The 13,083-nt window shown below is 38.5% G+C and carries 8 protein-coding genes and 2 pseudogenes; 5 read left to right on the forward strand and 5 right to left on the reverse strand.

From position 1 onward, the window contains the following. Nucleotides 1–921 precede the first annotated feature (921 nt). The 4 genes and pseudogenes from IJ00_RS29600 (at nt 922) to IJ00_RS08620 (ending at nt 2,937) form a co-directional block, all read left to right on the forward strand. A complete protein-coding gene (locus IJ00_RS29600; RefSeq protein WP_238178471.1) occupies nt 922–1,125 on the forward strand; it encodes a hypothetical protein in 204 nt (67 codons plus the stop codon). Between the two features lie 533 nt (nt 1,126–1,658). Then, entirely contained in the window at nt 1,659–1,922 is a 264-nt protein-coding gene (locus tag IJ00_RS08610) for a hypothetical protein (RefSeq protein WP_035152082.1), read from the forward strand. Between the two features lie 127 nt (nt 1,923–2,049). Then, nucleotides 2,050–2,205 (forward strand): annotated as a pseudogene (locus IJ00_RS28235) (site-2 protease family protein); the annotation flags it as partial. A gap of 297 nt (nt 2,206–2,502) precedes the next feature. After that, nucleotides 2,503–2,937, forward strand: coding sequence for a protein tyrosine phosphatase family protein (locus tag IJ00_RS08620; RefSeq protein WP_144416014.1), 435 nt, complete (start codon nt 2,503–2,505; stop codon nt 2,935–2,937). A 104-nt stretch (nt 2,938–3,041) separates the two neighbouring features. Here IJ00_RS08620 and IJ00_RS08625 read toward each other — a convergent pair whose 3' ends face one another. The 4 genes from IJ00_RS08625 to IJ00_RS08640 all read right to left on the reverse strand — a co-directional run bounded on the left by IJ00_RS08625 (nt 3,042) and on the right by IJ00_RS08640 (nt 9,593). Then, on the reverse strand, nt 3,042–4,253 hold the full coding sequence (locus tag IJ00_RS08625; RefSeq protein WP_035150523.1) for a TniQ family protein: 1,212 nt from the start codon (nt 4,251–4,253) through the stop codon (nt 3,042–3,044). Further along, a complete protein-coding gene (locus tag IJ00_RS08630) occupies nt 4,243–5,433 on the reverse strand; it encodes an ATP-binding protein (protein WP_052754384.1) in 1,191 nt (396 codons plus the stop codon). The genes IJ00_RS08625 and IJ00_RS08630 overlap by 11 nt, the downstream gene beginning before the upstream one ends. Further along, on the reverse strand, nt 5,433–8,099 hold the full coding sequence (locus tag IJ00_RS08635) for a Mu transposase C-terminal domain-containing protein (RefSeq protein WP_035150525.1): 2,667 nt from the start codon (nt 8,097–8,099) through the stop codon (nt 5,433–5,435). The genes IJ00_RS08630 and IJ00_RS08635 overlap by 1 nt, the downstream gene beginning before the upstream one ends. Nucleotides 8,100–8,639: 540 nt before the next feature. Then, the gene (locus tag IJ00_RS08640; protein ID WP_238178472.1) at nt 8,640–9,593 is read right to left on the reverse strand and encodes an Arm DNA-binding domain-containing protein; all 954 of its coding nucleotides are present in this window, start codon (nt 9,591–9,593) and stop codon (nt 8,640–8,642) included. An 899-nt stretch (nt 9,594–10,492) separates the two neighbouring features. Here IJ00_RS08640 and IJ00_RS08650 point away from each other — a divergent pair. Next, nucleotides 10,493–10,843: pseudogene (locus IJ00_RS08650) on the forward strand (type II toxin-antitoxin system Phd/YefM family antitoxin). A 276-nt stretch (nt 10,844–11,119) separates the two neighbouring features. Here IJ00_RS08650 and IJ00_RS08660 read toward each other — a convergent pair. Beyond that, nucleotides 11,120–12,976, reverse strand: coding sequence for a mechanosensitive ion channel family protein (locus IJ00_RS08660; protein WP_082127292.1), 1,857 nt, complete (start codon nt 12,974–12,976; stop codon nt 11,120–11,122). Nucleotides 12,977–13,083 lie beyond the last annotated feature (107 nt).

Here is a 13,083-nt window from a genome sequence, read left to right on the forward strand (position 1 = left end):
ACTACATCTACAACTGTTATAGAAATTGCAGTCAACATTAAGCCATCGGTTCGAGCATGATTTCTTGGATACGAGTTTGTATTTGGGGTTGGTTTCAAGAGCATAGAAATCACAACAAAATTTTCTATATCTACTAATACCGCTCTATTGCTTCAATTTAAATCAACCAATTGTGTGATTATTTTTCGAGGTTTTTAGCTTGTTAAATAGCATTAAATAATTGTTTAATACGTTACCAAAGAGATGCGAACAAATACTGAATTATACTAAATCTCTGTATTCTATCACACCAAAAAAATAATTTTATATATTAATTTAAATTGATTCAGTTTGGAATATTACAATTTATATTTCCGTAGATACTGAGGTAATACATGGAGAATTTATGTCAAACTAATCACAGAGCTATTTGTTGCCTAAACACGCAATAATCAGTGTAAAAACTCCCAGAACCTGGTTTGTATTTGATAGATGAAAATAATTTCAGTGTTCGGATATCGCTGGCATCATTAAACACGTATGTTCTCAAAATTTAAATTGATATATTTTTTGCTATAAGTCTCTTTAGAGCATAGAAAAACGGTATTATATTCAAGTATTTAATTTGAATATCTAGTTAATAAATACACAAATGTATATTTATTGTTACTTCTCACCCGAAGGTAAAATGTCAAATTAGTTTCCAGAATATATTCTCAAGAAAGATGATTGATTCATAATCCTTCATGGCTCAAAGTCTGACTACACTCGTCAAATCTTGATGTCAAGTTTCATGTTTCATCACATCTGAGTTCTCATAACATAAATATGTTGCATCTTCCTTTCTTCAAAATCTAAATGTCAATATGTGTGCATCTGCGGATTTGGAAACTGCACAAGCCCATATTTAGTAAATATTTGAAAATTAGAGGGGTTTTGAATGTGCAAAATTCTCCCAAGAAAACCGCATCATATCCACAATATCTATTGGTGAATAAGCAAATTGCAGCAAAAATGACTGGCTTATCTGCGGAAACCTTAAAAAGATATAGATTGGGAGGACTACTGCAAAAAGATATTCACTGGGTTGCTATAAATTCCAGGGTAGTTCGCTATAATATTGCCCTGGTTCTTGATTGGCTATAAAACAAAGATAGTAATCCCCAGGGACACATCAATGCGATTGAACGCTATTTGGAATCTCTTCCTTCTGGATGGAAAAAGCCCCGGATAAGAAGGTTATCGAATCCTAGCGAACCATGAATGCTATTTGTAAAGGGAAGCCTGCGACAAGTTTGAGACAATGGGCGAACTGATAAGTCAGCGCTAAGTCCCAAGGGGACAGGCTACGCCAACGCTATCGCCAATCTGGAAAACCTGATTTTATACCTAACGAACGTTATAAGTGTACCTGGGGAATACAGTTGTTTTATCTTCGTTGTTCGAGAAGTTGGAGCAATTAGTTTATATTTAATCTCGGATTTTTCTAGTGGCTTTTTCGCAGAACTAATTAACCTGTCAAATTATCTAAAACCAAGTCAAAAAGTTTTCCGAATACTATCTACTAACGGTTGCCTTCATCTTCCAGCTTTTGTGCGGTTGAAACTAGAATATGGGCGCTTTTTGGTGAAATCACGGTGCATTCCTACCTGTTGCTGTATTTAGGAATTTAAGACGCGATGTTTAATTTTGCTAGTAAACATCTGGCTTCTCGGTGCTTAAACCTGAGCCATTCAACGCTCAAAAAATATCGACTCAATGGTACGTGGATTGAAGGAACCCATTGGGTCAAGGTCAATAATCGTTGTATTTTATACAATCTCGATTTGATTCAGGATTGGTTGCACAATCGTCACGATCCAATTGCTCACCATCGAGCGATCGCTTTGTATCATGCAAATCTAAAAAGTAATCAAAAACGCGACAACCGGATTGTGACTTAATGCAGTTTATTTGATTAATGTGTCAATTGCTGCGAAGTTTCTGCTATCGCTTTGGGGTTTACTATGTTCGATAAACGGTAATTTATCTAAATTTAGCTTGTTCTATGCTACACCGGAAGAATTCAGTATAGCGATCGCTTCTGGTTTGTTGCCACTGGTTTTAGTTGGTAGTTTTGGCAACTTCTGGAATTTACTGATTGGTTTCTTCCTATTGCAAAATGCGGGGAATGCGGCTCAAGTTGTCAGGGTTCAAGAACAACTTACGGGTTTAACTGCTGGTGATATTGCATGGGCTGTAATTTTGGTCATGAGGTAGTGCGATCGCTCTTAAATAATCATGCTTCTACAAATTAACTACAAATTAAACAATGGCAGTTGAATTATCTGGGATTCCCTACATTATCGAGATTTGAGAGCGAAATTCCTAACAATCTAATGCGGCGGGTGAACGGAGTCGATGCGTCGCGACTAAAATCATTGCCAGATAAGCACTTCAAGAGTTCTGTCAGGCAGCCAGGATGGCTATTCATGCTGTCATATAACAGTCATAATTAATAAGCCCACTTGTAGGGGTAGTTTCTTGGCAAGTACTATGGCACTCAATACAGTCAAAACTACATTCGGCTTCCTAGCAACACTTTTGCGAAAAGTCGGCATTCTTCGTTGGGATAGTCAATTCCTCGAACACATCTACAACTACGTCCCAATTTCTGAAATGGTCAGCACTTCCGGTCAACCATCGGAAGCAGATTTACGGTTAATCAAGAACGCTGGATTCCGAACGATCGTGAATTTGGCTCCCCACAATGCGGAGAACTCACTTCCTGACGAGCAGCAGTCTGTTGACAACCTGGGACTGGGGTACATTCACATCCCTGTAGATTTTAAGAATCCGACAGATGCTGATTTTGAGAAGTTCGTCGAAGTGATGCAGGGTTTAGACGGTAGCAAAGTTTGGGTTCATTGCGCGGCGAATATGCGAGTTTCCGCATTCATATATCGATATGTGACTTGAACCACATGTTGGCAGTAAGTGCCACGAAGTGCTTCCAGTAGGGCAGTGCCATCAAGTGCTTCCATAAAAAAAGCAAAGTATAAAAGTAGCAAAGACCTTAAATATTATACATGAGGTTTCGATGATTTTGGCTTGTATAATTTATAGCGAGTAGATATCTCATGGCATAAATCAGGAAAGTATTTGTACAAATCTCTTGAATCATAGCCAATTTGAAGCGCAAGCTCTTTTAACGACTGAGGTGGAAAGGATTCTTGATGCTGTTCCAAAAATTCCTGTACCATTTGTGCATCAAAGGGACGATTAGTTTTAAAGTATTGTTCGGATAATGGTAATTCCTTTAAATATATAGGAGCATCTAATTTTAGCTGACCTAAATAAATGTCAATTAAAGGGATAGATAGTCGATAGCAAACACGTAATAATTTATCGAGTTGAGGAAGTGCATTACCAACACGCCAATCCCTGGGAACAGTTGAACTTAAAAACATTTCTTGTGCAAAGGCTTTAGCATTTCCTTTGGTTAAAACTTCAATACACTTATCGATAGCAATAGCAACAAATTCTCGTTTGGGAATTTCAATCAAATAAGGAGTATTTGCGATTAATAAACCAACTTGTTGTGCAATAAATGAGTGCCATTCGATATCTTGTCTATTCACATTGTACAATTCAATAGTTGAACAACTGCTGCCTAACCAATAATGACATCTACAGCAAAAGCCATTTTTAGTGTTCCAAGCTAATAGATAAATATGCTGCCCGCAATTTGGACAGTAATTCATCAAGGGATATTTGTGTATAGGGCAAATTTTCACTGCGGACACGCACCAAATTAATGGTTCATAAAGCATTATTCCTTTCTGGCTAGATTCTGAATAACATAGTGGACACCAAGCTTTATATTTACGTAATAAATTCCGAGTTGATAAAACATTCTGCCAATGAATTAGGGTGAGATATTTTAAATTTGGTTGTTGAGTCAGTTTCTGTAAAACTAACACAGGTTCAAGTGCCATAGTTCCAGTCCCATTCCATGCACCTGTTTGACTAAAAAAGGCGTGGAAAAATAGATTAGATAAGTGATTAGAGTTTTTGACCGGATAACGACTAATCGTTGGAGCTAATTCTTGAGCTAGTAAAACTCCTGTTGGTACTCGGTGAATTGCAGCTAAACGTGTTACATAACTGGTAAAACTTTCAGTTAGTGGTGTGCCTAATAATAATGGTTGTAATGGATATAAATGACTGCGTTTTGGTAGGTTTAATTGCTGAGTAAAATCCGGCGATTGGAAATTGAAATTATCAGAGAGCATTTCCACCACCTCCAACGATATCCCGATTTATTTTTCGTTCCCCAGGACGGCGTTTCTTTCGATTGTTTTTGGTTTCTGCACTTGTAGATAAATTGTGATGGCTTGATGTATCCCGAACAGATATATTTTGGTTATCACGAACTACTAAGCCTAAAGATGAACGAAGTTTTTCTACTTGATTTTCCCCAGATGATAAAATATTCTCACCCTCAATTGCTTCGGTTAACATTCGCACAGATTTAGAGACAGCAGGTGCATAAGCTTGTAAATGCTTGTAACTTAAACAATTTGATGATTCAGACAAAGCTTTTCTGAGTGACTGTGTGAGCCAATCTTTAACTATTCCCACACAGCCAATGCTACGCTCATAAAAGTAATCCCAGTGTTTTTCTAAATCAGGAGTTTCAGGTAAAGGCATTGCAAAGGAGAAACTTTTTAATACCCTTTGAAAATCTTTGATATCTTCTGGATTCTCACTTTGATAACGAGGAAAATGTATATCTATACTTCTGCGACTAAGCTGACCGCTTAAATTTCTTAATTGTAATAATTCATATGTACCAAATAACCCGTGTCTTGTTTGAGTAAAACTAGCCATTGATTGAATTGCATCCATTTGGTCTTGTTGTTTGTGACCGGATGTAATTTTGGCAAAACGTTGTGCTTCGTCAACTAAAAAAACTTTTAATCTTCTTTGCTGAAAAATATGTTCGACATCTGCTCTTAAATCTACCAAATTTGGCTTAACTTTTACTGTTTTTTGCTCGCCACCATTCCCATACACTCGATGACTACCCGTTCTAGTTTTATAATCAGCAAATGGTTCGCTTAAAGCAATTAAAACACTTTTATAGTAAACTTTCCAATCAAAAGAACCTGTATCTGGAGAACGTGCTTCGACACCAGCTATTGGAAGAAATGACAAATCCTGTATCATTAAAGCTTGATTTTGCTCAAAGATAATTTTCATGACTTGAGCCATTAGAGTTGTTTTCCCAACCCCAGTTGGACCGAATAGAAAAATTAATGACGCACCTCCAGGATTATTTATTGCATCTAAAAATTCTTCATAGACTTGTTTTAGAAGTCTATGTACAACAGTAAAATTGATAAAATAATTAATTTTTTCATTATCTGATGCGGTGAGTATTTCTTGGGAAATATCTGAGGTAGAATGCATTACCAAAACTCCTCGTATGGTTTAATATCTTCTGCAATCAATTCCTTCTCTTCTGGCTCTTGAATTGGTAATTCCAGCATCTCAATCATAGTTGTTTGTATAACTGGAGTTTGATTGTTTGGAGTTGTCGCATATATTTCTTTTGCTTCGATATCCTGCATTCTTTGCAGTAAGATTACCTCTTGTTGTTCTGACTTATTCAAAAACTCAGCTAAACTCGATGCTGTAACGACAAATTGTCTATTTGCACAACTATGACGCTGGCGTATTTCCTCAGATGCAATTCTAATTTCCCTTTCTGAATGTCCAACTAAACTACTGTAATGCTGTGAAATACAAGTTACCCATTGATTGTCAACATAAGCATAAGCAACTCCCATATCATAAGGGTCGTAGCGCACAGGTACTTGAGTTTTTTCTATTTCTGGATGGCGAAAAATATTGTGCCAATAATAAATATTATTAATCTTAATTCCATTATTAGGGATTACTTTTGCAGTTCCCTTTGGCGTTGTTGGTAAAGTAAATATTTTAAAATTGCCATCATATTTAATTACTTTATGGCTGCGTAATCCCGTTCTTAAAAATCCATCCTCAAACATTGAGCGAGGGCTTTGGCTTAGTGCTGGATGTTCTTTATTGTCGTAAAACTCATAAGCCCAATCATATAGGTTTTGGTATAAACTACCTAGTGTCCAAATTGCTAAGTTTTTTGGATTTACACTTTTAGTTACACCTCTAGGGTTACGAGTAATTTGTGTATTTCCTTGAAGGTTATGGATTAGCATTGTGTTTGCTGTACCAAAAATCCTTTCACATACACTCCCAAACCTTGGTTTTGCTTGTGGGCGAGTTTTTTTAGTACAAGTATAGGCTGCGAGCAATGTTTCAAAATAGATACTTTCAAATTCTTTTCCACCATCTACTACTAAAGTGGATGGGAAACGTCCATAGCGACGGACGCATTCCCTCATCACCATCATGCAACTGCGGTAAGAAGGTGGGTCAAATGTTAAATAAATTGCTAATATTCTTCTGGAGTAAGCATCTATCAAAAATGTTAGCCAAGGACGACCTAGATTGACTTTTGAGTAAGAGCTTACTAGTTCAATGTCCAATTCTGTATGGTCTATATGGCAAATTTCAAATGGTCTATCACCGTGCCTTGGCGTTGTTAGCTCTAGTTCCCAATAAAAACATTCATTTTTATAGGCTATGCGTTTCCCTTGTCTATGTAATTTTGTTTCAAACTGTGGTATTTTTTTCAAGTTTTTTAAAAATGTTTTATAGCTTGGAGGTATCAATCCTTTATCAATACAGGTTTGGCGTAAACTACAATATGTTGCATATTTACCTTTCTGCTTGACATTCAGATAATCATTTTCGATAAACTCATCAATTAGTTTTTGTGTTTGAACTGGTAGTTTTCCTTGGTTGGCTGTTTGATTTTTGTGCTTTGGCAATAATCCTAAATATCCACAACCGTATTGCTTATCCGCCTCAAGCCACTTTCTTACCCATCGGTAGAATGTTCTTCTTGGTACTTCTGTAAAATCTGCTTTTTCACCTTGTAAATAACCAGATATAATTGAATAACGCCTCGACGCTTCTATACAATCTTCAACTGATGAACATTTGAAAAATTCTTGTATATCTTGAGAATTTTGAGTATTACTGATTGCTTGAAACTTATCTTGCTCTATTAACCTTCTCCATTCCTGATTTGGTAATGAGATTATTTGTGAAGATTCTGACAGTAATGAGATACTTTTTTCTCCTACATTTATTACATGCCATATCTGTCCATCCCATTTTCCAATTGCTCCAACATGACTTAGGTCTAGAAATTTTCTTGGACTCCAAGCTATATCATTTCTTGATATATCTAGTGCTTCAGCCGTTTCTTTATTTACAAATACACTAATTCTTTCTAACTCTGTACTCAGGGAAAATGAATCTAAATCAACATATACCGTCTGGTCTGCAATTAATTTGTATATGTAGTCTGGATTAATACCTTTTTCTAATAATTCTGATAATTTTATTCCTGGAAATATGGAAATTATTTTGATTATTTTTACTATATCTTCTCTTGGTACTTCGAGATTAATCGATAAATAGTCAGATAAAAAATAGATATTTCTTTGCTTCTTCCAATTTATTTCTTTGTCGGAGCGAACAACATAATATAACCCTAAATTTAAAGCAAACTCCTCTCCGGGGGGACATCGCCATTTTCCATTACTATCTAATTGATAGCGATTCGGCATTTTTGATGCTAAAGCTGATAGCTCTGATGCTGTTTTACATTCTTCCCAACCTGCACTTTTACTCCTAATTACAAAAAAGTCTGCTGTATGCAGTACTCCTATTCGTCGTCCATTTAAACAAGTGTATTGCAACTTTATTTTTGGTGGCTGGTCGTAATATTCCAATACATCTGGGTCATATTCCATCTCATATATTCGCGCTAGCTCATTGTGATGACTCTCAAATTGAATCACCACACCCATTTTTTTGCTTGGATATCGACCGACTACGTTTCCAGCATTTCCCCTCACCCGTCTTGATGGTGGAGAACTACGTATCGACTGAATTATTGTATACTGCGCTGATGATAAATCGAGTGATGCAGACCACTCTTCTAACTCAGATTCTGTCAGCATTGCTACTCCGGTACGCAATGTTTACTTCATTGCATACTTCTATTCAATCTAAATTTTTTGCTTTCAAAATTTAAGAACTATGAATTTTTTTCTACTTAGTGCCACGAAGTGCTTCCACAAAATCCGGCTTATAATTGCTCAAGCTATTGTCTGGACTATTATTCAGCGTTTTTAAATACAGTGTTATTTTATACTATATTGTCTATTAAATTTTACATTTTCTCACGATTTCGTACTATCAAATAGTAGTTCAAAAGTTCCTATGTACTAGCTTTTATGTCATTTTTACGTCGTTTTTGAGAATGCAATCAAATCTAATTGTCTAAATATCCTATGACTATTCGCCCTGAAACCATCTCTATACAAAGGTTTCATCTGTTTGTCTGTCTTTTACATACTTTGTGCCATTTTAGTCGTCCTATTTTTATACTTTGTGCCATCTACTGCTTCCATTATTCTCAGAATCGCCTCTTTCGCGCAACGTAATCATCAGCTTTTCAAGCTTTTTTAGTGCCATAAAGTGCTTCCACTTTAGTGCCATTACCTGGGTAAAGTGACATTATCTTCCTTTGAAGGAAAGACTTTATCTTCGTCATCAACATCAGCAGGTTTTATCGAGCGTAATAATTCTGCCAAACGGGGATTAACGGGAAAACTCCGCTTCTTCTGAGTCTTCAAACCCTTCTTGCAAATCAATCCCCTCTCCGATACAACCACCGCTTGCTCGAATCGAATAAAGCGGAAATCCTTGGAAATATACTTCCACTGCAAAGCAACAGCCTCGGATGGTCTACAACCCGTCAGAAACAGAAACTCAATTAATGGTGTGTAATGCCTGTAATGACGGCTTTGCTTGAATGCTTCGATAATTTTGTCCCGCTCCTCTTGGGTGAATGCATTAATATCTGTATCTTCCTTCTCACCCTTGGGAATCTTGATATCCCCTGCCATATCCTCGAATGGATTTTTCTCGATCGAACCAGATTTGACAGCCCAATCACAGCAAGCCGATATTTGGGTCAAAAGTCGCTTGCAGGTATTCGGGGTTTTATTCGCAATCAACCAATCCCGAATTGCGATCGCATCCCCCACTGTTTTTACAGGTAATTCGATTTCAATACAACGAGTCACCCGCTTTACATCCTTAGCCAAGGTGCTGGGGGACAAACTACTGCGCTTAAATTCGATGTAACTTTCCCATAAATCGATAAGGGAAACAGGAGCAATTGGTGAAATTGATGGTGTAACCTTAGCCAGCAAGCCTTCCGGCTTATATTTGGCTAAAGTTGGGTCGAAATTCCCCGACATAATATCTAGCTCGATTTGCCTAGCTTTCATTTCCGCCACCTTGCGGTTGGCAACGCTATCGGTAAAACCTGTCGAGAGGTAATAGCGTTTCCCAGCAAAGCGAAAAACCAGTTGCAGACGGTCATTGGAGGTTTTAACTTGAACCGTCCCTTTCGAGGATTTGGATTTAGGGGATTGCTTCGCCATCAGAAACTCCTTCTGAAGGCAGAAGGAAGAAGGCAGGTGGCAGGAGGAAAACAGTCAACTTGTGTTGATTTACCTTCAAACACAAAAATACGCTGAAACTTTGCGTTTAAAGCATTTCTACCTTCTGCCTTCTGCCCCCTGCCTCCTGCCTTCCTCTTCTAGATTTACCCCCAATTTACCCCCAAAAAATGTCCAAACATGTCCAAATATGTCCAACGTAGAATCTATTTTCACAACAAAAAATCCACCCCCAATGGCTGAAATGGGGTTTTGGGAGAAACAGTAAACCCCTGGAAGGCTTGCTTCACAGGGGTTTTGGGGGTTATGCCAGGAACGAGACTTGAACTCGTGACACGAGGATTTTCAGTCTTCCACAAATCCTTATTTTTCAGTATTTTCACGCTTTACAAAAATTTGCTACCCCAATGTTACCCCAATTCATTTTTCTATAACCTCGATTTGTCCTCCTTTAGTCCTCTGCTCGCGTTTTCTCAAAAGCCTTATTATCTCGTTGCATCATCCTATGCTCTACTTTGGCTAGAAAGCCTAATTTTTTGTAGATGTCATCCTATGCTCATTTGCTGCTGAAAACCCTATTATTGCGTAGATGTCATCCTATGCTCGGCAAACCATAGACTGGGATAGTGTTGATGGGGAAGCTATCCACTTTATCCCAAATGAGAATGTGGCGAAAAAGCTTGTTTTGTGAGGATTGCAGCTTTTGTATAGGGATACGTCGAAGATATCGCACCCACAATCATTAGATACTGCAATAGCTTGGGCTGACTTGTCAGTTCGCGTAGTGGTTCCTTTCGAGCATCGCTGTTAATTTTTGAGCGACATCTCAAATTAAAATTTATTAAAATACTAAATTAGGATTGAATTACATACTAAATTATATGATTAATCTGGAAAATATCTATCCGCTCACGGATTTCAAGCGCAATGTCAAACAGTTTATCGAGCAGATTAAAGCGACAAAATCGCCACTGGTGCTTACTGTTAATGGTAAAGCGGAGATTGTCATCCAGGATGCGAGCAGCTTTCAAGAGATGGTGTGACGCTTAGAAGCATCGGAAGCGGAAGTGCGTCAACTCAAACGGGAAGCATTGCAGCGCGATATTCACTTGGGTTTGCAACAGTTAGAAAATGGTCAATATAGCGAGTACGATGATGAGTCTTTACCAAGCTTGTTGCAAGCGATTAAAGAAAAAGGACAACGCAAGCTCAAGCAAAACCAAGCTCAATGAATCTTTATAAAATATCCCAACTCGCAGAGCAGGATTTGGAGGATATTTGGGTATATCTTGCTGAAAATAACCAAATTACCGCAGATAAGCAGATAGGGAAAAGCCAATCCCTAAAAACTTTTCGGAGATATACTTTAATGTACAATAAAGCTACCCATTTTTTATGGGTTTTCATAGCTAAATTAGGGGTTTTACTTTTTTACTGAGTAATAAAATTACATCAATTTTTCTTGATGCAAGATGTGTGTGAATTTTACTTTGTTACTCAATTTTGCGCTAATCATTTTCGTGAATACTTTTGCCATCACCAGATGATCTGAGATGTATGGAAGAGCACAACTCTAGTTGTGCATTTTTGCAATCACTATCGTAGTTAATCTGCGGTCTACCGACCTGGATATTGTTTGCTGCAAATGCCTGCCGCACCCGCAGACGAAATTCTCGCCCTACTATCCACTGCTGCATGGGTGTTGTCTGAATCCATACTCGCATCAACATTCCCGTGTGGGACAGTTCATCAATGCCTAAGACTTCCGGTGGATTGGGCATGAGTTCGCGCCATTCCGGTTCGCTGTAAAGTTGTTGTGACACTTGACTCAAAACATTGATAACCTGCTGGGGATCATTGTCATAAGCTACCATAATGGAAAAATCTACTCGTGACCAGAGGCGTGTTAAATTGCTAACATCGGTAATGTTGCTGTTGGGAATAGTGATAAGTTTACCTTCGCTATCTCGCAGTTGAGTCACGCGCAGGTTGAGATTTTCCACAAGTCCGGTTTTATCTCCAATCTGAATCACATCTCCTACCGCAAATTGATCTTCTACCAAAATGAGGCATCCGTTGACCATATCTTTAATCAGACTTTGGGAACCCAGAGAAATTGCGATACCGATGACAGCACCTCCTGCCAAAATTGAGCTAGTGGGCACGTTAAATAAGCTTAGGGAGAAGACAATACCTAGCGTAATGAAAACAAAAGTGATTAATCCTTTTAATGCTCCAGAAACCGTTGCAGCTCGCAGGGCTATTCGTTGAGTTTCACTCAAAGGCAGATAGGGATGTGTTGTCCAGACATGGGTGAGGCGATCGATTAAGCTTTTGCCGATGCGAATGGCAAGACTAATAAAAAACCAAATAACTAGCAGGAGAAGGGGAGCGGCGGTTGCCTCTGTTGCCCATCTCATGAGAAAGGGAACGCGAGACATAATGACTGCAATTCCGATATACCATAGCAGTATAAACGTCCAAAATAATAACCAGTTGACAAAGGAATAGATGTCGAGTTGGCGTTTGAGACTAAATTGCTGCTGAAGGATTGCTAAAAACCGCGATCGCTGGTGGGTAATCGCTTCTGCCTCGGTTTGACTACTCTCTAGCATCTGAGTCGGAGATATTTCTGCGTCGGTTTGGGTAACAGTAGTATGTTCTGAACCAGGTTTAGATTTTAGATGGCGGGTTTGTAATGCTTCTTGTTTGCGAATCAAAGTTTGCCGCAAAAACCACAGCATAAAACTACCCAACAGTAGTCCGATCGCAATTTGCAGGGACTGTCCAATACGTTGCAGCAATACAGGGCGCGAGAAAAGTTGGTCAATGCGCTCCACTTCCACCTGTAATATTTGCTGCCATTCTTTCGCCAATTCCTCTAGAGTTTTGCCATGGTAGTCAGCATCGGGTTCTGTCACCGTTACTAGTTTTAATGGACGTGACGTTTGATCGTCATTGAGTTGGAGGATGGAGCGGTTATTAAGCGTACCAATGGAAACGATGGGTGTTTGTTTGGCTTTGATGGCTCGATAGAATAGTCGCCTCAAGCGTTGTTTAATTTCTTCAACACGCACCTCTACTGGCAAGCTTTCCTCCGTTGGCTTGTCCCGATTAAAAACAGTGGGGGAGACAACTTCAAACAAAAATTTATTATCTAAAGGTGAGAGCACCATTGCAATTTCATATACACCGAGGCGGGTGACACCGTGAGGCGGCTGACGCGGATCCTTGGAGGCTGCGGTTGGTAATGAAGGTAGTTGACTGTGGGCGATCGCACTCCAGCCGATGACTAGGGCGATCGTTAACAGGCTGGTCAGCAGAAATCGAATTGTAAAATGGCGTAAGTGATTAAAAGAGAGCATAAATATTGAGAATTACTGATCAACTGGAGTAGTACCAACAATCAACAACTGTTCTTCCCACACAGCGAACAGCGTTAAATCCATAAGTTTTTGCCTGTATTGTTTGT

This window comes from Calothrix sp. 336/3 (assembly GCF_000734895.2).
In the GTDB taxonomy this organism is placed as follows: domain Bacteria; phylum Cyanobacteriota; class Cyanobacteriia; order Cyanobacteriales; family Nostocaceae; genus 336-3.

What these genes read in the sequence shown, in the direction of transcription:
- IJ00_RS08625 (WP_035150523.1), bottom strand. Translation starts at nt 4,253, where the DNA reads ATGCTCTCTGATAATTTCAATTTCCAATCGCCGGATTTTACTCAGCAA.
- IJ00_RS08660 (WP_082127292.1), bottom strand. Translation starts at nt 12,976, where the DNA reads ATGCTCTCTTTTAATCACTTACGCCATTTTACAATTCGATTTCTGCTG.
- IJ00_RS08630 (WP_052754384.1), bottom strand. Translation starts at nt 5,433, where the DNA reads ATGCATTCTACCTCAGATATTTCCCAAGAAATACTCACCGCATCAGAT.
- IJ00_RS08640 (WP_238178472.1), bottom strand. Translation starts at nt 9,593, where the DNA reads ATGGCGAAGCAATCCCCTAAATCCAAATCCTCGAAAGGGACGGTTCAA.
- IJ00_RS08610 (WP_035152082.1), top strand. Translation starts at nt 1,659, where the DNA reads ATGTTTAATTTTGCTAGTAAACATCTGGCTTCTCGGTGCTTAAACCTG.
- IJ00_RS08635 (WP_035150525.1), bottom strand. Translation starts at nt 8,099, where the DNA reads ATGCTGACAGAATCTGAGTTAGAAGAGTGGTCTGCATCACTCGATTTA.